This window comes from Bacillota bacterium, assembly GCA_013178415.1.
Classification (GTDB): domain Bacteria; phylum Bacillota; class SHA-98; order Ch115; family Ch115; genus Ch115.
Genome location: JABLXA010000022.1, coordinates 1 through 21,077 on the forward strand (window position 1 = coordinate 1; position 21,077 = coordinate 21,077).

The following is a 21,077-nucleotide window of genomic DNA, read 5'->3' on the forward strand; positions in this document are numbered from 1 at the left end:
AGTAATGTTCAAGCTGGCTACAGCAAAAGAGTTATATGATCCATCCAAGGTTTTAGGTCACTATCGAGAGGCACAACTTAAGGCCGCCTAGAAGAGAAAAAGGTTTAACGTCTTGGGTGGGGGAAGCCGTTTCATCCCATTAGGGCAATGACCCTGTAACAGAGTAAAGCATGCCCCACCCGCCCTCAGAAGGCAGAACGAAGGACTGTAAGGCCATGAGCCAGTGAGACATGATAGGGTAAGCCGAGGGTATGTATATGGGTTGGGGATCCTCCCAAGGCGTTGAATTTGAGGAAATAAGGAAGGCTGTGGATATGACGCAGCTGTGGACTTATGGATAACCCCTTTGGGGTTACCCACAGGGTCCACAGCCGCTTGGACAACGCTTCGCGTTGCCCACATATCCACAGCCCCGACGACTACGCCGGTTTAATCTATTGAAAAATGGAGAGAAGGCGAGATCGAGAGAGCTAACTTTAAAACATTGAGATAGGGATGAAAATCCCCCAAAGTTGGCGCCGCTATTTTCGGGGCAGAGGCGCAATGTAAGGTGGAAGAGTCATATATGGGCAGACTCATTTCTATTACAACATTCCCGATAAATCTCTCTTTTCCTGCCTCTGTCCTGATATCTAGCGCCCCTGCGCCAGGCAGCTTTTCGCCAGTTCCGGTCCGATAGTACTCGCCAAGTAGCTGATAGCCGCCACATATGGCGAGGACAACTACGCCGTTCTCGATGGCATCGATCAGGGAGTCCTTCTTCAGTGCCACAAGATCCTGGCAAACGAGTCTCTGCTCCTTGTCCTGGCCGCCGCCGAAGAAAATTAGATCGAAGGCGCGGAAATCAACCTTGTCCCCAATAGATACAGGATGTATCTCGATCTCAATTCCCCGCCAGGATGCCCTCTTGCAAAGAGTGAGTATATTCCCCCTATCGCCATATGTATTCATAAGATCAGGATAAAGATGACATATGACGAGCTTCATATCGCTATTCCCCATTTCTTCATTTACCCATCGCTTCATTATCAGGGCTTCCGGATATCATGCCCTCCAGAATTCCCGGGCATGAGCCTTGTGCCGTATATGTTCTCTCATTTCAAGCATGGCTGTATATGTGGGAAGGATATAGAGCGTCTCTCCAGGCAATAATCCTTGTAGGCCCAGCTCCAGCGCTTTCCCGAGACTACCTTCGACTATTATCTTCTCTGGATCGACCCCTGCATATTTGAGCCGGATCGCAAGATCCTCCGCCCTAGTGCCTGATGCGATTATGCTCTTTATCAGGGAAGGATTCTTTGCCAGAAGCTCCATATCTACATCCCAAATCCATGATATATCTCTTCCGTCCGCGAAATTGTCATTCAGGCACGCCACGATGGTCTTCCCAGCACCTTCTGCGGCTATAGTCTTGATTACCTCATTGAACCCCACCGGGTTCTTTACAAGCGCGATCAGGATGTTCTTCTCTCCGATCTTTAGATTCTCCATCCTGCCGAAAGCGCTAGACGTGCTGGCGATCCCTTTCTCTATGGTTTCTCTTGGGACATCGAGCACAAGACAGCATGAAATAGCGGCAAGACAATTGTAGACATTGTAAAGACCTGGAAGACTGAGGGATACCTTTATGAAATCATATTCGCCACCTCGGTTGAAGCCGACAGTAAAAGTGGCCCCGTGGTTTCCTTGCATTTCTATATTGAAAGCGCTAAAATCTGGCACTGGTCGAGAAAGACCACAAACAGGGCAGAGATATTTGCCCAGGTGGCCATAGGTGACTGAGGAATATTTATAATATGCTCCGCAGTTTGTGCAGCTTCGTGCGTCCTGTGGCCTATATTCCGATATGTCATTAGGTTCGATGCTGTCTACGCCTGTGTCTGTGCGGCGGCCCGACTCCAAAGGCGCATTTTCATGGGGAGCTGATCCTGCAGCCGGATCCTCGATACCGTAGAATACGGCGCTGCATACGCTCGCCGTGGCGAGGCTTGCAACCAGGGGATCGTCGGCATTCAATATGAGAGTGCTTCCGGCGGGAACATCCTCGAGCGCCATGCGAATCAGCGCAAGGGCGGTATCTACTTCCCCGTAGCGGTCGAGTTGGTCCCTGAAGCAATTGGTCACCAGCACAACTAGCGGTTTTATATCACTCATTATATATCTTAGGTTGGCCTCATCGACCTCAAATACCGCAGCGTCCGCATGAAGCTCCCCTAAGAGACTGCACTTTTCAATGACGGCCGATATGATCCCGCTTATCATGTTTGCCCCTGATCTATTCCATATGATGCGCAGGCCGTGATGCCTCAGGCATTCCGCTATCATCCGGGCGGTGGTAGTCTTCCCATTGGAGCCCGTGATGATAATGGAAGTTAGATTGGCCTTATCCAGGAGCCGCTTCAGTATATGCGGTTCTATGCGGCGCGCTAGAGCCCCGGGTAGAGAAGAACCTCCTCCCCGCCCAAAGAACCTGCTTGCAAATGCGCATATTTTGCCAGTGATTATTGCAATCCATATTCGCATATCGACGGACTCCCTTGCTGTTTTCGCCACTATCAAAGACTGTCAATTGGTGCTATTCCCAATCATATGATCCCCTATATACGGGTATAACTCTATGTCTGTCTTAATCTACCAGGGATAGATTAAAGCAGCATTAAAGGGGCAAAATAACTATTTTAAGGCGAGCAAGCGGGAAACTAATCTCTAGCTTTTACGTTTATAGTCTTAGATCGTATTTTGTCAAATCTGACCATAATAAAAATGCAGACCGGCTGGAGGGGGATCCAAAAATGAGACGTTTCAACGCCCTAACACATTCATTGGCGGTTTTGTCCTTTCTCTTGCTACTTCTTTGTGCTGGATTTTCCTCCGACATCCATGCAAGGAGGCTATCTGATGAAGCCATGACAGCCTCCCCCGGCATGCCGGATATATTCCCCCCTAGGTACCACGATCGCGTCATTGTCTTGATGTACCACCAGATTGGCTTTCAACATCAGAGACGGGGAGTCATCCCGCCTGAATTATTTGATGCTCATATGTTATATCTCAAACAAATGGGTTTTAAACCCATCTCCCGTAGCCTGTTCGAGGATTTTCTGGACCGGAAGGCCAAGGTACCCAATAACGCCATTCTCATAACTTTTGATGATGGATATGAAAGCTTTTACAAATATGCCTATCCTATTCTCAAGAAGTATCGATTTCCTGCCATTGACTTCGTCATTGTAGGATATACTCCAAATTTTGGTATCGCCCTAGCCCGGAAAGTGAGTGTTCCACATCTTTCATGGGCTGAAATGGAGGAAATGGAGAGAAGTGGACTTGTTTCTATAGAGTCGCATACCTTCGACTCACATTACTATGCCCCTGTCGATAAGCTTGGGCGCAAGCGGCCGGTCCTTATATCGCGTGTCTATGATCCAAAGATTGGGAAGCAGGAGAGCGAGGATGAATATGAAAGGCGTGTATGGTGTGATCTATGGCTTGCAAAAAGCCTTTTAGAAGAACATCTTCATAAACAGATAACATCTCTTTGTTTTCCCTATGGCGCATATAATTCAACTGTAATAAAGCTCGCCCGCGATGTGGGGTACCGATATTTCTATACGGTCAGAAGCGGTGTAAATAGGCCAGGTCGGGGAATTGCGCTCATAAAAAGGATCTCCGCCGGCGACTCATATATCACGATCCCAGAACTCAACCGGCGGATCATACAGGTATTGTCGCCAGCTCCCCCTCTTTTGAATATAACCGCAAGAATAAAGGCGGTATCCGCCCGTATGAACCTTACAAGGGCTGCGCGCCGTGTTAACGCGGCAGAATCGAAAAATCACAGGCCATGATCGACATGGGTCGTTTTGGGATGCTCCTTTTGCTCCCTAACGGACTTATCGCGGGCTGAAAGAGCGGTTGCTATCGCGATTCCCATGGCCGCGCCTGCCAGGACATCCATGGGATAGTGCATTCCAACATATAGGCGGGAGAAACCTGCGATCGCTGCAAGCACCAGCAAGAATGGCCTGAGCTTTCTATATTCAAGTCCGTATACTTGCGCCAGGGCGAAGAGCACGGCGGCGTGGCCGGAAGGGAATGAGTCGGATGAACCGCCGAAAGGCCGGGGCCTTTCAATCAGATGCTTAGCAATTTGAACAGCTATGCCAGAAAGGATCAGTGCCTTGACTGCGCTGACAGCCACGTTTTTGCCATGCTTATCTCCCAAAAGGTATGTCGCAAGGCACAGGATGAGCAGCACCAGGCCATCTCCGAGGTAGGTGACCCAGGGCATGGTTAGGTCAAAGAACCTGCAATGGGTATAGGCGCGAAGAGCCGTAAGCAGCCGGGAATCCATCCCGAGGGCGAGGTCAATGTAATGATGAAGCATCTTTCGACCCCTTTCCTGCCAGCACGCGCGGGCTGTGCGGATTAATAGGGAGTTTTACCACAAAGGTGCTACCCTCGCCAGGTTTGCTCGCCACTTCTATGACGCCATCATGAATCTGAACTATGTTTTTTGCTATGGCAAGACCAAGCCCGCTGCCGCCCTGGCTTCTTGAACGAGCCTTATCCACCCGGTAAAATCGTTCAAAGATGTGAGGAATATGTTCCGGGCCGATTCCGGGGCCCGTGTCTTTTACTGCGATCACTGCATTCGAGCTATCTCTCCCCACCGTGATGGACACTTCCCCACCATGGGGCGTATATTTGACTGCATTATCAAGGAGGTTTAGGAACAGGCGCACGAGTTGATCCTGATCCCCGGTGAGGATGAGAGTGTCGGGTCCGCTGAGGTTCACGGATATGCCCTTTGAACAAGCAATGGACCAGATTTGCTCTGTCAGCCCCTTCAGCAGCGCCATTATATCCAGCTGCTCGGGATGAAATGTTATTTTGCCTATATCGCTTCGCGCCAGGGTAAGGAGATTCTCTGAAAGATGAGCCAGCCTATCCACCTGGATTTCCAGTTCCCCCAAGACTTTTCTGTATTCATCCGCTTTTCGCGGCTTTGTCAGGGCGACATCAATACTACCTTTCATTATGGTAAGAGGGGTGCGTAGCTCATGGGCCGCGTCTGCCGTAAATTGGCGTTCTCGACGAAATGCGGCTTCCAGCCTTTCCAGCATGTCGTTGAATGTACTGGCGAGTCTTCCAACTTCATCATTTGGCAGCTTCATATCCAACCGCCGTGTGAGGTCCTCTGCGCTTATGGATTGGGCCAGTCTTGTGAGGCGGTCAATGGGACCGAGCGCCCGACCTGACAAAAATAGACCCCCGAGAGTGGCTATAACCGCGACCAGCGGGATGCCCAGGAGCAAAAGCGCCCCCACTCGTTTAAGGGTATTTTCTACCCTATCCAGAGGCTCGGCCACCTGGAGGATGTATCTCGGCCCCGAGCCATGATTGTAGCCACCTGGTAAGGGAAGGGTGTATACCCTCCATGGCCTGCCTGAAATCTGCTTAGTCTCGAAGCCCTCCACGACATTGGGACGCGGAAGCACAGGGTAATGACCGAATCCATCCAATGTATTTCCGTAGGCGTCGGTGAGGCGCATGGTAAAACCCCGGCCTTCCATGCGGCTGGCAATATTCCCATGTTCATCAGCATTTTGGAAGGACGGTTTTCCGTTTTCATTGTCAACGCCGCGGAGGGCCTGCGTAGCCACCAGTTGAAGGGTCGAGTCAACTTCAGCATAAAGTCCTCTTGCGAGATTAAAATAGAAAAAGCCCCCGAATGCTGCAAGTGTAACTCCTACCAGGAGCACATACCATAATGTAAGACGAATGCGTATGGGCACGGAATTTCTCATCTTTTCTCTCCGATCCTTTTCTCCTCGATCCTGTTTTCAAGCCTTTTTACTTCTCCGTCGTCGATTTTGTATCCTACCCCACGCACTGTCTGAATGAGTTTTGGCTGGAAGTCAGCGTCAATCTTCTGGCGAAGATAGCGAATATAGACATCAACGATATTAGACTCGCTGTAAAAGTCAAAATTCCATACATGCTCGGCGATCTGGGTGCGACTCAGAACCTGACCTTTATGGCGCATCAGAAGCTCAAGCAAGGCATATTCCCTCAGGGTGAGATCGATGACACGGCCCCCTCGTTCCGCGCGGCGGGTCGCGGTATCAAGTATGAGATCCCCTGCCTGTAGGCGCGCTGGCGTGACTTCCCGCGGGCGGCGCAGAAGTGCACGTAAACGCGCAAGTAGCTCCCTGAAGGCAAAAGGTTTTACCAGGTAATCATCAGCCCCTGCATCAAGCCCTTCAACACGATCATCTATTGTATCCCTGGCCGTGAGCATGAGGATTGGGGTCTTGATTCCCCTTTTACGTAATTCCTGGCATACGCTTATCCCGTCTTTTTTCGGCAGCATTATGTCCAGTATAAGAAGATCATATTGAGCGCTCTCAGCGTAATCGAGCGCAGATTCCCCATCTTGGGCCACATCCACCGCGTAACCTTCCTCCTCAAGACCCTGCTTAATGAAAGCTGCGATCTTTGGCTCATCTTCTACTATGAGAACCCGCAACATGGTCACCCCCGGATCTGACTATTTCTAACGCCTCTCTCCCTGCAAATGCCATCCGGCGCCTATCATAAACAGGATAGTAGATTGATGCAGAGAACGCAACAAAGAGGTGCACGCGTGCAAAAGAAGTGCACGCGTGCACGCGGCAGCGAAGATGGGTACCCCTCGCCATCGGATGCGGCGGTGGGAGTGGATACTCCATCAGCATCTCGCAGTAGGGCCACGGCTAAAAGCGGCCGGGAGGACCTCCCATACCCTTTGAGTGGCTTGGCCTTGGATCAATGCCGCGGCGCGCCGGGGGTATGGTGCCATTAACCATCTGCCTTCAAAGTGTAGCGGATTTTGCACCCTCACTTATCCAGGGCGCAATTGTTTCGGTAGGATTAGAACTCATGCTGTCCGTCGAAATTCCCCTCTTCATATCCAGGCGTGCCAGGAGCTTCTATTGGATCCTGGCCCGAGGCCTCTTCAGATTCTGATTCATTCTCTTTCTCGGCAGCTACCTTCTCATCATCGGCTCCTGCCTGAGATTGGCCGGATGCCATCTGGGTTGGAGCAGGGGCCTGGGTTGGGGCAGAGACTACTGGGGCTCCCTGTTGGGCCGGGCTCCCCGCATCGGAGGCGCTGGTCCCTGCTTTTGCATATGCAAGAAGCGAGATAGAGAGCGCAACGCAAAACACCAGGAGTATCCCTATTGCTTTTACCTTCCGTGACATAGATGTCACCTCCATGAAATTATCGACGCCGGGGATTTTATCCTCACATCGTTGAGCATTATGTATACCTCCTGCTCTTAGATTTTGGATCATTCCCCCGACTGCTTTTAAGTCTATCCGCACATAGTGAAAAATCCATGAGAACTGCATTAGAATTTTCTAATCTACGCTGAAGCGCCAGATTCGTCTCCCACCCTATAATGACTGCAAAGTAGAAGTTTCGTGCCACGCATAGCCTCTTTTCAGGGTAGACCCCCATGCCGCTGAGGCGTCACCACCAGAGAAATGGAAATGCCTCCGGCGGACGGACCTATTTTCAAGCCATTGGACAGCATCCGAGCGGTGTCGAAAATCATGAGCGAAGCAGAACAGACGACCCTCCTGGCGCTCAACGCTGCCATAGAAGCGGCGAGAGCAGGGGAACATGGCAGGGGGTTTGCCGTGGTCGCTGACGAAGTCCGGAAACTTGAGGTTGAGGCCGGGACTCTTGTAGCTCAAGAAGCCGGGAATGCGCTAAGTGAGATATTCGATGGGGCAAATGGCGCTGAAAAAGTCATGAGGGACCTGGCATCCTCGGCCAGGGCGCTTAAAGAGGCCAGTCTCAATGTAGGCCTACTTTTATGGTTTCGGAGGATCGATTTTCAATGTTGTGATCAGCACTGCGGTGGTTTTTACAGTTGAGACTCATAAGCACAACTTGATTTGGGAGATTTCATATCTAGCAACGGGTGTATGTAGCTTTCGTAGGTAAATGAAGCCGGAAATCTTGGTAATGCTTTACTATTAAGGGCCAGATAGATGACCACTTGCCGCCGGGTGGCAAATATTTTATCACCTTGGCCGGCAAGTGATGTACATCAGGTATTGGCTCAGACGCGTGATGTACATCACGTGATGGCTTCGAATGGTGGTGTGGGGAAGTTGTCACCCTTAGCCTGACGTCCGCCGGGAAGGCCTCCCTTCATGAATTGGAAACAGTGCGACTCAACGCGCTCATTGAGCTTCTGGCTCCCTTAGATCCTGATGAGAAACGGATTCTCACAGGTCTTATACAAAAGATTACCCGCTTTGCAGGGCGCCGGGAAGATGCAGAAAGCGAGGCGACTATACATGAGACAGATGATCGAGACCATTGACCTGACCAAGATTTTTGGCGCCCATAAGGCCGTAGATGGCATATCGTTTGGGGTGGACCAGGGCGAAGTGTTTGGATTGGTGGGGCCCAATGGCGCAGGAAAGACGTTGGCCTCGATCCTGTAGCACGCCGAAATGTTTGGAATCACATAAGGAGCCTTCGCGAGACTTATAACACAACGATCCTCCTGACAACCCATTATATGGATGAAGCAGAGAGCATGTGCAGCAGGCTTGTCATTATGCATCTGGGGCGGATTTCAGCCATTGGGACCCCGGAAGAACTCAAGAGGCAAACTGGTAGGGAAAATGCGACTCTTGAAGACGCTTTTGCCTATTTTACCGGGACAACCATAGAATCAGGAGGGACTTTGCGTGATACCATCAGAACCAGAAGGACAGCTCGCAGGTTGGGTTGAGGAATCCGGGGACAAACAGGCTGGGAGTTTCTTGAAGGGCATCGGCTCCATAATTTTGAAGTCTTATGCCATGGCGGAAATGGAGGTCCGCAAGTTGAGGCATGATCCTACCGAGCTCATAACGCGGGCCGTGCAGCCAATCCTGTGGCTTACCATCTTTGGCCAGGCGATGAGCAGGATCCGCGCCGTGCCCACCGGGGGATTCACATATCTACAGTTTATGACCCCGGGAATTCTGGCGCAGTCTGTCGTTTTTATCTCCATCTTTTATGGACTGTCTATCATATGGGAGCGCGATATGGGGGTGCTTCAGAAATTCCTCGTCACTCCCACGCCCCGCGAGGCGCTGGTGCTTGGCAAGATGATCTCCGCAGGCATAAGGGGGATAAGCCAGGCTATTATCGTTCTTTTTGTTGCTGCCATTCTCCAGGTTCATCTTCATGTGACCTTCTTGCGGGTATTGGGTGTAATCCTGGTGATCATGCTGGGCGCAGGCTTCTTTGCAGGATTCTCTATGATCATTGCCTCAATCGTCAAGACCCGAGAAAGATTCATGGGAATGGGACAGATCATAACGATGCCGCTCTTCTTTGCGTCTAATGCGCTATACCCAATCAGCATCATGCCATTATGGCTTCGATTTATATCAGTTGCAAACCCTTTGAGCTATATCGTCGAAGCTCTCCGGAGTCTTCTCGTGGTGGGGGATCTCACTCGCCTGCCTCTGGACATTTGCGTTTTGGCCGTGGCATGTTTGGCGGTGACTGTGATAAGCGCGCTTATGTATCCAAGGGTGGTTACCTGAGTTCCCCGCAGCTCGCTCCGGCTCAGGACGACCTGTTCCTGTCATAATGGCTTACTCCTCATCCTCGCGGTAAAGAGCACAAGGCAAGTAATAGTGGCAAGACCGGAAAGGACACCGGCGGCGAGATAGGCATTCTTGATGGCGATAAGAAATGGTATCTCCCGTCCGGTGGCAACCTGAAGAGATTCCCTCCATGCGAAAATGGCTCCGGCGATGGCGATGCCGGCTACCATGCCCACGTTACGAGTGGTAGCCAGCACTCCTCCTGCTGTGCCCAGGCGGTCTCGAGGAACTGAGCCCATGACTGCACTATTGTTCGGGGACTGAAAAAGGCCCGTCCCCAGCCCAAATAGAGATAATCGCCAGGCTATGTCAAAGCCTCTCGCGCCTGTATTGATGGAAACAAGGGCAAGCGCGGCAAGTGTACATAGTGAGGACCCCAGGAAGGCTGGTATTCTATGCCCAATCCTGTCAGAGAGAATCCCTGCAATTGGCGCGATCAACAGCACGGTTAGGGGGAAAGCCGTCATGACAATGCCCGCGCGCGCCGCGGGGAAATCCAGCGCCCTTTGCAGCAAGAAAGGGGTGGAGAAAACGACAACATATTGCGTCATGAAATTCAGCAATGCAGCTACATTAGCCGTAGAGAAGATCCTATTATTGAAAAGGCTGAGGTCCAGCATGGGTTCTGGCCTGCTCTTCTCCGCATAAATGAATGAGATCCCAGATACGACCGCAGTCCCGCCCACAAACAGGACCGGCCAGGACCAACCCATAGCCTGGCCTCTGCTAACAAACACTAATAGCGAGGTCAGCGAAAGGGCGGCCAGGAGTGATCCAGGCCAGTCAAATGAATGGGAAACTTTTCCGGTTTTGACATCGGGAATTAGATTCTGGCTCAAAATACAGGCAATCAGGCCGACAGGCACATTAATGTAAAAGATCGACCGCCATCCAAGGCTGCTCACCAATAATCCCCCGAGGCTCGGCCCAAGGGCAAGCCCCAGAGCAACCGACATGCCATTCATGCCGAGCGCCCTTCCTCGTTCCGCAGGAGGAAAAACTGCCGTGATTATGGCAGGGGCTGTGGCCATGGTCATTCCGGCCCCTATTGCCTGAATAGCCCTGAATGCCACCAATGCGCCAAGATTTGGAGCAGCCCCGCAGGCGATCGAGGAGATGGTAAATAGAAGTAATCCATTTATATACAGCCTTTTGAAGCCAAACATGTCCCCCAGTCGTCCGAAGGAAAGGAGCAGGCTGCTTAGCGCAAGAAGATAAGCCATGGACACCCAGCCAACCGTGCTGGGTTGCACATGAAAGGCACTTGCTATGGTCGGGAAGGCAATATTAACTACACTGGCGTCGATAGGCCCCATGATACCTCCGATTAAAATGGCGGCCAGGATGCGCCAACGATTCCCATATTCCTGTTGCCAATCAATTTGCATATGAAAGGCCATGGCCATTACCTCGCATTCGCCAAATGGAGAAAATATCGCTACCAGTATAGCACACAAGGGGAGGGTCGGAAAAGTCTCTTGACGAGTATACGAGGATATGAAAGGGCTATTCCTTTATTAGCCTGGCTGCGGTAAAATCAAGTTAATATGAGGCCACTGTCATCGATTTTTTCATCCACAATTCTAACCAGGAGCGCTGCCGGCGAATTCTTTGCGGGGATCAGGACGGCCATACCCATTATGTTGGGTTATATTCCAATAGGGTTCGCGTATGGAGTGCTGGCCCGCCAGGCAGGGTTATCAGTGACGCAGGCGACTGCCATGTCTCTTGCAGTATATGCAGGATCGTCTCAATTCATCGCTATTGCCATGCTTACTTCAGGCTCTAGTCCACTCGCCATCATTTCGACGACTTTTCTGGTGAATTTGAGACATCTGCTTTTCAGCGTCTCCTTGGTAACTTATCTCCGTCGTTTTTCCATACCAGCTTTAGCAGCGCTTTCGTTTGGAATTACCGATGAGACCTATGCTGCAGGAATCGGCCGGTACTCACAGGAGGAACCACGATTTCCGATGGTTCTGAGTCTGCATCTGGCATCTTATCTCTCCTGGGCTATTGCTTCACTAGCCGGGGCATCTGTTTCTTCTATTGTTGGGAATGCGTCAAACCTTGGCTTCGATTTTGCGTTGCCTGCCATGTTTATCGCTCTTCTCATCCCGCAACTGAAAAACAGGATTACGATCATTGTAGCGCTATCATCAGCTCTTATTTCTCTGGGGGTTTTGATGACGGGCTGGAGCAGCTGGAACATAATCATAGCCACATTGGTCAGTGCCACCTTGGGGGTGTTGCTGGATAAATGGACGAAGCGAAATTCCTGATAATGATCGCGGGAATGTTTGCAGTTACATACATTCCGCGGGCTCTGCCACTTATAGCTCTAAGCAGGTCAAAGATGCCTGGTTGGGCTGTACAATGGTTGGGGTTCGTTCCCAGCGCTGTGCTTGCAGCGCTACTTGCGCCGGGCATTCTTATGCCTCACCAGCATATTGATCTGGGCCTACATAATAATTACCTTATAGCCGCCATTCCCACCATACTTGTCGCCGTAAAGACCAAGAGCCTTGCGGTGTCTGTTGCGATTGGCGTGGCCATCATGGTTTTCTTGCAGAGATTCTGTTGATCATCATGTCGGCTCAATCTGAAATGGAGCGCCAAATCGGCGCGACAGGCATAATCACCTTGGCGCTCCATAGGCATGATCAATCTATGAGCTAGAGCCGCGAAAGGAGAACCCCTAATGAATAGATGGAGATCTTTTGCTATGGCTGTCTTGATCGCAATGGTGATTTTCCTCCCGGCCCCGGGCACATGGGCGCAGGGGCGAGACCCGCTTGAGCCGGTGGGAGATGCAGGCCAGGTCGTTCTCCCGGCTGCGGCTCTCATCATGACCTACGCTCATGGAGATGATGATGGGACTGCGCAATTCATCAAGGCATTCGCGCTTGCCCAGTTCGTCACAGGCGCTCTGAAACTCACTATTGACAGCCGGCGTCCCAATGGCGGCGAATTCTCATTTCCATCGGGGCACACTGCGTCAGCCTTTGCTGGGGCCGCTTTCCTGCATCGTCGATATGGATGGAGATACGGCGGGCCTGCGTATATGCTCGCGACGGTGGTGGGCATTAGCAGGATAACTTCCAATAACCACTGGCCTGGGGATGTGCTGGCAGGCGCGGCCATTGGCATCGGGGCGAACTGGATCCTCACCACAGGATATCAACCCCACGGGGCATCCATTGCTCCCGCCATCATAGGCGAGAGCCCTGGCCTGGCTATTGCGTTGGCGTTTTGATCAATTGGGAGTGGATAATCCTCTCGGCGGCCTTGGCTAATACTATCTGGCTTGAGTCCCGATTCATGCTAAATGCAGGGCATGGGATTCGCCAGAATAGAATTCCTGGATGCTCTTGACCTGGAAACCGGCCTTTCGCTGTGCCCGGATGCCTTCTACCGCTGCCAGGGCCCCCTGTATCGTTGTAATGATAGGCACTCCATTCAGGATGCCAAGCCTTCGCATTTTGTATTCATCATATTTGGGGCCTTTCCCCACGGGGGTATTTATTATGAGTTGAATCTCCCCATTCCTGATATGATCAAGTATATTGGGCCTGCCCTCTCCAATCTTATTCACCAGGGTTGCGGGGATGCCATGTGCTTCCAGGGCGCCCAAGGTTCCCTTCGTAGCCAGTATGGTAAATCCGAGCTCATGGATTGCTCTTGCTACAGGCAAAATGTCCCTTTTATCCTTATCTGCTACCGTGATGAGGATTGAACCCTGGGAAGGAAGCGGGACTCCTGCGGCGATCTGAGATTTTGCGAAGGCTGCGCCGAAGCTATAGTCTATGCCCATGACTTCTCCAGTAGAACGCATCTCAGGCCCTAGGATTATATCTACTCCCGGGAATTTGATGAAAGGCAGCACAGCTTCTTTCACTGCCACATATTCAGGGGTTACCTCCTGTGTAAATCCCAGCTCGCGGAGGGACTTCCCGAGCATCACCTTTGTAGCAAGGCGAGGTAGCTGGACCCCAATGGCCTTGCTTACGAAAGGCACCGTGCGGGAGGCACGCGGGTTTACCTCGAGGATATAGACATCATTCCCCTTCACCGCGAACTGGATGTTTATGAGCCCGCAGACATTGAGAGCCTCTGCAAGAAGCTGAGTTATTCGCCTGATACGCTCGACTATGGCTGGGGCCAGGCTGAAGGCAGGCAGGCTGCAGCAGCTGTCACCTGAATGGATGCCAGCATACTCTATGTGTTCCATGATGCCGCCTATCACTGTGATTTCCCCGTCCGAAATGGCATCCACATCTACTTCAGTAGCCCCTTCGATGAATTTGTCTACCAGCACCGGATATTCTGGCGATACCTGGACAGCCCGGCTCATATAGTCCTCGAGCGAAGGCTCATCATAGACTATCTCCATGGCGCGGCCTCCCAAAACATATGATGGCCTCACCAGCACTGGATAGCCTATCCTCCTGGCTACGGCCTTGGCTTCCTCTACCGAACGTCCTGAGCCGTTTTCCGGCTGAAGGAGGTCGAGGCGCCTGACTATCCCGGCAAACTTCTCGCGGTCTTCGGCAAGGTCGATCATGCTCGGAGATGTCCCCAGGATGGGAACGCCTAGAGCCGCCAGTGGCTGGCTGAGTCTCAGAGGAGTCTGGCCACCGAACTGAACAATGATGCCCTCGGGCTTTTCCTTGTCATAGATATTTAATACATCCTCGAGTGTCAGCGGCTCAAAATACAGCTTATCCGAGGTATCATAGTCGGTACTCACAGTCTCGGGATTACAATTCACCATTATGACCTCACAACCCTCTTCTTTCAGGGCAAACGCGGCCTGGACGCAGCAATAATCGAATTCTATGCCCTGACCGATGCGGTTGGGACCGCCACCAAGGATCATGACCTTACGCCTGGAAGAGGGGCGGAATTCATCTTCGTATTCATAGGTGGAATAGTAGTAAGGGGTATGAGCCTCGAATTCCGCTGCGCAGGTATCCACGAGCTTGAATACGGCTTCTATGCCATGGGACTTGCGATAAGTCCTGACCTCTGCCTCCGTTTTGCCGGAAATGAAGGCAAGCTGGCGATCTGAGAACCCATATCGCTTGGCCTCGCGGATCAATGCGGGATCCCAGAGAGAAATGTCTTGATTATTTATGGTTTCCTCAAGTCTTTTCTCCATGTCCACAATCTGCTTGATATTGTAGAGGAACCATTTGTCTATCTTTGTGAGCTCATAGATCCTGTCGACAGTCATGCCCAGACGTAAGGCATACCGTATGTAGAACAATCTTTCGGCATTTGGGTGGACAAGATGGTTTATCAGATCCTTCTGTATTTCCTCATCCTTCTGTATTATTGAATTACCCTTTCCCACAGGGGGATCAAAAGCCAATATGTCCTTCCCATCTTTTCCTAGCCCAAAACGGCCTTCCTCCAGGGAACGGATAGCCTTCTGCAGTGCCTCTTTGAATGTACGCCCGATCGCCATGACTTCTCCCACTGATTTCATTTGCGTGGTTAGCGTGGCATCAACACCAGGGAACTTGGCGAAGTCCCACCTGGGTATCTTCACCACACAGTAATCTATTGTGGGCTCAAAGCAGGCAGGTGTCTTTTTTGTGATGTCATTGGGTATTTCGTCCAGGGTGTATCCTATAGCGAGTTTCGCCGCGATCTTGGCAATGGGAAACCCGGTGGCCTTTGAAGCCAAGGCTGAGGATCTCGAAACCCTTGGGTTCATCTCCACTACGATCATTCTTCCTGTCTCGGGGTGGACCGCAAACTGGATGTTTGAACCACCGGTTTCAACGCCTATTTCCCGGATGATGGCAATAGCCGCATCCCGCATGAGCTGGTATTCTTTATCTGTAAGCGTCTGGGCAGGAGCGACTGTTATGCTGTCGCCTGTATGCACTCCCATCGGATCGAAATTCTCAATGGAACAGATGATCACCACATTGTCTTTGCGATCTCTCATTACCTCGAGCTCATATTCCTTCCAGCCTATAAGGGATTCCTCGACCAGCACCTCGCAAATGGGGCTGGCGTCAAGGCCCGCTTGAACTATATCTCTTAGTTCATCCACATTATAGGCGATTCCGCCTCCGGTCCCACCCAGAGTATAGGACGGCCTTATTATAAGGGGAAAACCTGCTTCACCGGCGAACGAAATGGCTTCCTCTACCGAATGGACAAGGGCGCTTCGCGCGTTTTCAAGACCGATCCTTTCCATGGCGGCTTTGAAAAGCTCACGTTTTTCGGCCTTTTCAATGGCGTCGAAGCTTGCGCCGATGAGTTTCACGCCATATTTCTCGAGGATACCCCGCCTTACAAGCTCTGTGGCTACATTTAAGCCGGTTTGGCCTCCGAGGGTCGGCAGGAGCGCGCAGGGCCGGTCACGCTCGATTATCTTCTCAACCATTTCAGGGGTGATCGGCTCGATATAGGTTTTGTCGGCCATATCTGGATCAGTCATGATGGTAGCAGGATTACTATTTATGAGAATGACCTCATAACCTTCCTCTCTCAATGCTTTACATGCTTGAGAACCAGAATAATCGAATTCGCAGGCCTGTCCTATAATGATGGGCCCCGAACCTATAATGAGAATCTTCTTGATATCAGTCCGCTTAGGCACAGTCTGCCACCTCCCCACGCATCAGAGAAGCGAATCTCTCAAAAAGGTATCGAGAATCATGGGGCCCGGGCGAGGCTTCTGGATGGTATTGCACAGAAAAGAACCGGAGTTCGCGGCTTTCCATTCCTTCCAGGGTCCCATCATTGAGGTTGATATGGGTGACCTCCAGGTCCCCGGGGCCCCCGCCATCGGGTATTTCCACGCAGAAACCGTGGTTTTGCGCGGTGATTTCAACCCTTCCCGTTTTAAGGTCCTTTACTGGCTGGTTACCGCCCCGGTGCCCGAACTTCAACTTGAAGGTATCAAGACCCAGGGCTCTGCCTAATATCTGATGCCCGAGGCAGATGCCAAAAATGGGCTTCTTACCAAGGAGTTTCCTCACTTCTTCTACGATGCCTGAGAGAGCTGCTGGATCGCCGGGGCCATTGGAAAGAAAGATCCCATCAGGGTTCAATGATAAGACCTCGCTGGCAGTTGTTCCTGCAGGGACCACTATGACCCTGCATCCTGCGGATTTCAGCATTCTCAAAATGTTGAGCTTTACTCCGAAGTCCATGGCCACGACTGTGAATTCGGATTCGCCGCCTTCGTCCCAGATATACATTCTGTCGGATGTCACATATTTCACGAGATCACGGCCCACTAATCCCGGAGAGTTTCTAGCTTTTTCCACCAGACTCCCGGGATCGAGATCGATGGTAGAGAGCACGCCCTTCATGGCGCCAAGTTCACGTATGTGTTTTGTCAAGGCGCGCGTGTCAATTCCCTCCACGCCCAGAGCGCCGCTAGATTCGATGAAGTCTGCGAGGGTAGCCCTGCACCTGAAATTATGTGGGTAAGGGCTGTATTCCCGCACTATGAGAGCCTCGGCCCGGATAGCAGGCGCTTCCATATCCTCCGGATTAGTCCCATAATTCCCGATCAAAGGGTAGGTTAGAGTTACTATCTGCCCTTTATATGAAGGATCGGTAAGTATCTCCTGATAGCCAGTCATGCTTGTATTGAATACTACTTCGCCGTAAACCTCGCCCGAGCCTGCAAATGCTCTACCTTCGAGCACAAATCCGTCCTCGAGCGCCAGAAGCGCACGCATGGTCATTCCCTCCTGAGGCTATCCCACTTGTTGATTTGGCTTAATTAAAACAACGATAACGAAGGTGAGGCCAAATGTCAAGAATATAAATTCGAGAGATCTAAGGATTTGCATAGGAACGACACGGGCGATGGGCATTGGCGCCACACGGTGAGGAATATTATAATCATATAGTGAATAATTATGCAATGAGCGGCAGGTCCTTTGATTTAGGGTCCTGCCGCTCACTTGCGCATTTGATCATTTCTTGCTCACCTGAATCATTTCTTAGATGGACTTTAGCATGTTTAGAAGCCTGGTTGTCACCGAACTGGACCTGGCTTCTTTCCTGGCGCTTTCAGCGCGTACCGCTGCTATTGCCTTCCTTTTTGTCTCCCCTCCACAATAGGGGCAGAAGAGCTCCCAGCTTGATACTTGCCTTTTGCAATCCGGGCATGTAGTGCTGTGCATTGAACATTTCGCCTCCTTTCTCGGGGGTCATCCCCCATCCGTCCTTATAATACTCCCTTTTGAAGCAGATTTGGTAAATAACGGGTAAATTCGATGTTAAACTTCGCATCTATCTGTGGTAATAGCGCCTTTAAAGCCAGGCACCCTGGGAAGGCGCTGTGGAGATCAGAATAGCTTTACTATCCCCAACATGATGAGAATTCCCCCGGGAAGGAAGGTTGCCGTGGAGGATAGCCTCCGGGCGAGATAAACCCTCCCGGTGAGTGTTCCAAGGAAAACCAAAACGAATTGGATGGCGCCCACAACAAGGGGGGCGAGATGGCTCCAATATCCTATTACTCCGGCTCCGATGCCAGCGCCGAATGCATCCATGGCGAGGGCAATCCCAAGGGGAAGGGCCTCAGCCACACTGATGGCTCCCGAATGGTCAACATCAGCCTTTTCTGGCATCTTGAGGAGGTGAATTATGTGTCTCTTGGGGACCTGCCGGTCCCTTTCCTGTCGTCCATTCAGAATGGCCAATAATCCAAGGATGATGAGTATCCCGCCCCCGAGGATTCGCGATGCGCGCTGGCCAATGTATATACCTATGTGTCGCCCGAGTGACATCGAGATGTAGATCATGAGAGCTGATGCCGCATTCATGATCAGGAGAGATAAGAGTGGGATTTTTATGCCCCGCATCCCATAGACGACTCCCACGACGAATCCATCGATGCTTACTGCGAAAGCTAATAATAGAATGCCCAGGGATTGCATGCCATTGCCTCCTTTGGACGGTTTCATGGTTATATAGATTGCCGGGTGCTACTTTCTTAGGTTATGGCAAAAGGGCTCGAAGGGTGATTAGGGATTGGCAGGAGGGTGCTATGTAGAATTGAAGTGTGGGCATTGAAATAAGTCCGTCGAGACGGCATAATAGGTACGGCGGTTGGGTGTCATGTGGCTGGTTGAACGGCCGGGAGCCTGCAACGACTGATCCGAGGGGCGTTGTCTTATGGTGGAACTTGCCATTGTGATAGTGACATATCAAACCCGAGAACTCCTGAGGAAATGTCTTGACAGTCTCAGGATGGAACGAGATGCTCTTTCTGGTGTGTGGAAGATTATCGTCGTGGATAATGCTTCCACAGATGGCACTGTAGATATGCTAAAAAAGGACTTCCCGGATGTTGATGTAATCGCAAATTCCGATAACCTCGGCCCTGCCAGAGCTTTTAACATGGGCATCGCAGAAGCTGTGAGGGTTTCGGATCTTATCATTGTAATGAACAGTGATGTGATAGCACTTCCCGGAACTATTCGCGAAATGATCTCTTTCATGGAGGAAAATCCGGATGTAGATGGGGTCTCCTGCCCACTTTTCTATCCCGATATGACCCCGCAGAAGACCAGAACTCATATAATGAGGCTTCTTCCTGTGAAGAAAAATCGGCCATTTCGTGAAGATTTCGTAGGGACGACCTTTGCGATGATCAGGAGCAGAGCCTTTCACAAGGTCGGTGGATATGACGAACATTATTATTTCTATAATGAGGATCTTGACTGGGCCGAGAGGGCGAGACGCGCAGGCTGCAATTTCTTTCACCTGCCTGAAATCGGAGTAATACATGCTCTCGGACAAGGGCGGAAGCAGAATATCCCAAAGATTATAGGTGAACTATACAAGAGTAATATCTATTATTACAAGAGGCATTATCCAAATCTTGCGCGCATTGCCTTGTTGGCGCTGAGGTTTGAAATCTGGTTTAGAATCCGCGCTCTAAGGAAAGAGCTCGCTGCGGCTTCAGATGAAAGGAGGGCGTCCGAAATACGCTCTGCCTTAGAGGTCTACACAAGAGCGCGGGCTAAAATGGAAGAGGAATACATCAAACCATGTGAGCCGGAGATACCAGAATTTGCTTATGACGGCGCATGAAGTTGGGTTTCGTGCACCCTAGTTGCTACTCACATCATTTCATCCATTGATGGCTCCGGCTAGACGCCATGGCGGACTACCTGGCGGCAGCCATCTCCCTCAAAGCTCCGTAGATGATGAAGAAGAGGGGAGCCATATCGATGGAATAGACAACTATATCGACCTGCAGGTGCACCAGCAGCGCTATGAAGAGCACGATTCCAACCCAGCCTTGATGACTGTGCCGCGCGGATTTCGCAGCTTTGACCCCATTGATCAGTCCGGCGGCGATGACCCACAGGAAAAGGGCAAGGCCGGGTAGCCCGGTGCTTGCGCCCATCTCGAGAAGAATATTATGTGCGAATGGCTGTGGGTCGTGCATGAATTCGGGATGAGGGTATTTCACATAGATTGAACGGAAATTGTTTACTCCGATGCCTACAAGCGGATTATCCCTGATCATCATGGCGGCCGTGCGCCAGATTTCTATCCGGTCCTTGAATGAAGAGCCGGGATTGATGAGCGGAAGATAGCGTCCTTTCAGCGGCGGGTAAAATGCCACTGATAATGCAAGCATTCCGGCCAGGATGGCAATGATGACGGCGAATCGTTTATTGCGGGCGGCTTGGATGACAAGCCCCGCAGCCAGGGCGAGGAGAGCCCCTCTGGACTGAGTTGCCATGAGAGCGAGAAATTCCAGCAATATGAGGATTCCAAGGCCGAGCTTTTGAGGTGTCCTTGCTTTGCTCATGCAGCCGCTGGCCAGGAGTATGGCCAGGGCGAAGAGCGTACCAGCGGCATTGCAGCCAGCAAAGGGTAGCTCTGCTCTTATATACCACCGGTTCATCATCATGTTGGGGATGAACCTCCATAATGCATATAGCGCGCCAATGGCCGATCCGGCAAGAAAAGCCGTCAGGATGCGCGGGCCTGCTTTGGCATTCCCGTTTTCTTGTGAATCATGATAGAATATCTTATTGACTGCCCATAGCGAGATCCACCCTGTCAGGATGAGGCCGAACGTGCTTCCAAAAGCATTGTCACGCTTGTAGGCAAAAATTGACGAAAATAACATCCATGTGGCAAGGATTGAGAGAGGATCCAGCCTCGAGAACGGCTGAAAACCCCGCGACCCGAGCCGGTAGTTCCACCTGCTTGCCAGGAGATCATGAAAAGCGAATGGTAAGAGGACTAACTGGGCTATGACCGTGTGGCCGAGGGCAAGTCCAAAGGCGCCCAGGTACCATGCGGCCATCTCAAGATATCTGCCGGATGATCGGATCCATTTTCCTATTCTTACGATATTTGTAGCTGGTTCAGATTTTACTGCGTCTAGATCCAGGTTCAAA

At 51.3% G+C, this 21,077-nt stretch carries 19 protein-coding genes and 2 pseudogenes; 9 read left to right on the forward strand and 12 right to left on the reverse strand.

The window, feature by feature from the left end; translation table 11 throughout:
• Positions 1 to 429: 429 nt before the first annotated feature.
• Both HPY52_14175 and HPY52_14180 read right to left on the reverse strand, forming a co-directional pair.
• Positions 430 to 987, reverse strand: coding sequence for a hypothetical protein (locus HPY52_14175; GenBank protein ID NPV81396.1), 558 nt, complete (start codon positions 985 to 987; stop codon positions 430 to 432).
• A 57-nt stretch (positions 988 to 1,044) separates the two neighbouring features.
• The gene (locus tag HPY52_14180; protein NPV81397.1) at positions 1,045 to 2,523 is read right to left on the reverse strand and encodes a Mur ligase family protein; all 1,479 of its coding nucleotides are present in this window, start codon (positions 2,521 to 2,523) and stop codon (positions 1,045 to 1,047) included.
• Positions 2,524 to 2,792: 269 nt separating this feature from the next.
• On the opposite strand from HPY52_14180, the gene HPY52_14185 reads away from it, so the two are divergent.
• The gene (locus HPY52_14185) at positions 2,793 to 3,848 is read left to right on the forward strand and encodes a polysaccharide deacetylase family protein (GenBank protein NPV81398.1); all 1,056 of its coding nucleotides are present in this window, start codon (positions 2,793 to 2,795) and stop codon (positions 3,846 to 3,848) included.
• Here the strand turns inward: HPY52_14185 and HPY52_14190 are convergent.
• The 4 genes from HPY52_14190 to HPY52_14205 all read right to left on the reverse strand — a co-directional run bounded on the left by HPY52_14190 (position 3,836) and on the right by HPY52_14205 (position 7,248).
• Positions 3,836 to 4,387, reverse strand: a complete 552-nt coding sequence (locus HPY52_14190) for a phosphatase PAP2 family protein (GenBank protein NPV81399.1) — start codon at positions 4,385 to 4,387, stop codon at positions 3,836 to 3,838. The two genes, HPY52_14185 and HPY52_14190, sit on opposite strands and share 13 nt — an antisense overlap.
• A complete protein-coding gene (locus HPY52_14195; GenBank protein ID NPV81400.1) occupies positions 4,368 to 5,810 on the reverse strand; it encodes a HAMP domain-containing protein in 1,443 nt (480 codons plus the stop codon). Before HPY52_14195 ends, HPY52_14190 begins: the two co-directional genes overlap by 20 nt.
• On the reverse strand, positions 5,807 to 6,532 hold the full coding sequence (locus HPY52_14200; protein NPV81401.1) for a response regulator transcription factor: 726 nt from the start codon (positions 6,530 to 6,532) through the stop codon (positions 5,807 to 5,809). The genes HPY52_14195 and HPY52_14200 overlap by 4 nt, the downstream gene beginning before the upstream one ends.
• A 383-nt stretch (positions 6,533 to 6,915) precedes the next feature.
• The gene (locus tag HPY52_14205; GenBank protein NPV81402.1) at positions 6,916 to 7,248 is read right to left on the reverse strand and encodes a hypothetical protein; all 333 of its coding nucleotides are present in this window, start codon (positions 7,246 to 7,248) and stop codon (positions 6,916 to 6,918) included.
• 363 nt (positions 7,249 to 7,611) lie between these two features.
• On the opposite strand from HPY52_14205, the pseudogene HPY52_14210 reads away from it, so the two are divergent.
• The 4 genes and pseudogenes from HPY52_14210 (at position 7,612) to HPY52_14225 (ending at position 9,606) form a co-directional block, all read left to right on the forward strand.
• A pseudogene (locus tag HPY52_14210) lies at positions 7,612 to 7,725 on the forward strand (hypothetical protein).
• Positions 7,726 to 8,216: 491 nt separating this feature from the next.
• Entirely contained in the window at positions 8,217 to 8,384 is a 168-nt protein-coding gene (locus tag HPY52_14215; GenBank protein ID NPV81403.1) for a hypothetical protein, read from the forward strand.
• Positions 8,359 to 8,801: pseudogene (locus HPY52_14220) on the forward strand (hypothetical protein). Before HPY52_14215 ends, HPY52_14220 begins: the two are co-directional and overlap by 26 nt.
• Before the next feature lie 70 nt (positions 8,802 to 8,871).
• The gene (locus HPY52_14225; protein NPV81404.1) at positions 8,872 to 9,606 is read left to right on the forward strand and encodes an ABC transporter permease; all 735 of its coding nucleotides are present in this window, start codon (positions 8,872 to 8,874) and stop codon (positions 9,604 to 9,606) included.
• A gap of 41 nt (positions 9,607 to 9,647) precedes the next feature.
• Here HPY52_14225 and HPY52_14230 read toward each other — a convergent pair whose 3' ends face one another.
• Positions 9,648 to 11,057, reverse strand: a complete 1,410-nt coding sequence (locus HPY52_14230; protein ID NPV81405.1) for an MFS transporter — start codon at positions 11,055 to 11,057, stop codon at positions 9,648 to 9,650.
• A 159-nt stretch (positions 11,058 to 11,216) separates the two neighbouring features.
• Between HPY52_14230 and HPY52_14235 the strand changes: the two genes are divergently transcribed.
• The 3 genes from HPY52_14235 to HPY52_14245 all read left to right on the forward strand — a co-directional run bounded on the left by HPY52_14235 (position 11,217) and on the right by HPY52_14245 (position 12,925).
• Positions 11,217 to 11,951, forward strand: coding sequence for an AzlC family ABC transporter permease (locus HPY52_14235; protein ID NPV81406.1), 735 nt, complete (start codon positions 11,217 to 11,219; stop codon positions 11,949 to 11,951).
• The gene (locus HPY52_14240) at positions 11,930 to 12,253 is read left to right on the forward strand and encodes an AzlD domain-containing protein (protein ID NPV81407.1); all 324 of its coding nucleotides are present in this window, start codon (positions 11,930 to 11,932) and stop codon (positions 12,251 to 12,253) included. Before HPY52_14235 ends, HPY52_14240 begins: the two co-directional genes overlap by 22 nt.
• 117 nt (positions 12,254 to 12,370) lie before the next feature.
• On the forward strand, positions 12,371 to 12,925 hold the full coding sequence (locus HPY52_14245) for a phosphatase PAP2 family protein (protein NPV81408.1): 555 nt from the start codon (positions 12,371 to 12,373) through the stop codon (positions 12,923 to 12,925).
• Positions 12,926 to 12,988: 63 nt separating this feature from the next.
• On the opposite strand, the gene carB is transcribed toward HPY52_14245, so the two are convergent.
• The 4 genes from carB to ytaF form a co-directional block, all read right to left on the reverse strand.
• Entirely contained in the window at positions 12,989 to 16,288 is a 3,300-nt protein-coding gene (gene carB / locus HPY52_14250; protein NPV81409.1) for a carbamoyl-phosphate synthase large subunit, read from the reverse strand.
• Positions 16,281 to 17,381, reverse strand: a complete 1,101-nt coding sequence (carA, locus tag HPY52_14255) for a glutamine-hydrolyzing carbamoyl-phosphate synthase small subunit (protein ID NPV81410.1) — start codon at positions 17,379 to 17,381, stop codon at positions 16,281 to 16,283. The genes carB and carA overlap by 8 nt, the downstream gene beginning before the upstream one ends.
• A gap of 267 nt (positions 17,382 to 17,648) precedes the next feature.
• Entirely contained in the window at positions 17,649 to 17,831 is a 183-nt protein-coding gene (locus HPY52_14260; GenBank protein NPV81411.1) for a hypothetical protein, read from the reverse strand.
• A 165-nt stretch (positions 17,832 to 17,996) separates the two neighbouring features.
• A complete protein-coding gene (gene ytaF, locus HPY52_14265) occupies positions 17,997 to 18,590 on the reverse strand; it encodes a sporulation membrane protein YtaF (GenBank protein ID NPV81412.1) in 594 nt (197 codons plus the stop codon).
• A 238-nt stretch (positions 18,591 to 18,828) separates the two neighbouring features.
• On the opposite strand from ytaF, the gene HPY52_14270 reads away from it, so the two are divergent.
• Positions 18,829 to 19,749 (forward strand): glycosyltransferase family 2 protein, encoded by a 921-nt coding sequence (locus tag HPY52_14270; protein NPV81413.1) that lies wholly within the window; start codon positions 18,829 to 18,831, stop codon positions 19,747 to 19,749.
• A gap of 76 nt (positions 19,750 to 19,825) precedes the next feature.
• Here HPY52_14270 and HPY52_14275 read toward each other — a convergent pair whose 3' ends face one another.
• Positions 19,826 to 21,076: a hypothetical protein gene (locus HPY52_14275; protein NPV81414.1), complete on the reverse strand. Its 1,251-nt coding sequence runs from the start codon at positions 21,074 to 21,076 to the stop codon at positions 19,826 to 19,828.
• Between the last annotated feature and the right edge of the window lies 1 nt (position 21,077).